General features: G+C 64.5%; 1 protein-coding gene and 1 pseudogene. One reads left to right on the forward strand and one right to left on the reverse strand.

Going from position 1 to position 282, the window contains the following annotated elements:
• Positions 1-109 (forward strand): annotated as a pseudogene (locus tag EN824_RS36770) (amino acid ABC transporter ATP-binding protein); the annotation flags it as partial.
• Here the strand turns inward: EN824_RS36770 and EN824_RS36485 are convergent.
• Positions 76-165, reverse strand: a complete 90-nt coding sequence (locus EN824_RS36485; protein WP_348631550.1) for an ATP-binding cassette domain-containing protein — start codon at positions 163-165, stop codon at positions 76-78. The pseudogene EN824_RS36770 and the gene EN824_RS36485 overlap by 34 nt on opposite strands.
• Positions 166-282: the final 117 nt, after the last annotated feature.

Consider the following 282-nt stretch of genomic DNA (forward strand, 5'->3'; position numbering starts at 1 on the left):
CACGCTGCTGCGCTGCGTCAACTTCCTGGAGAGCTACGACAGCGGCTCGATCCGCATCGACGGCAAGGAGGTCGGCTATCGCGAGGCCGGAACGCGCCAGCGCCGCAGCGTGGTCTTGCCGCTGCCGGAAGGGCCGATGACGGTCACCACCTCGCCGCGCTTCACCTGAAGGCTCGCAATATGCGGTTTGCGCAGGCCTTTACTCGACCGGTCGCTGTTCTGTCCGGCTTCTGCCGCACCGCAGCCTGCAAACTCATCCTTGACAAGAAAGGAGGGGAGTCA

The sequence above is a fragment of the Mesorhizobium sp. M8A.F.Ca.ET.181.01.1.1 genome, assembly GCF_004792025.1.
Lineage (GTDB): Bacteria > Pseudomonadota > Alphaproteobacteria > Rhizobiales > Rhizobiaceae > Mesorhizobium.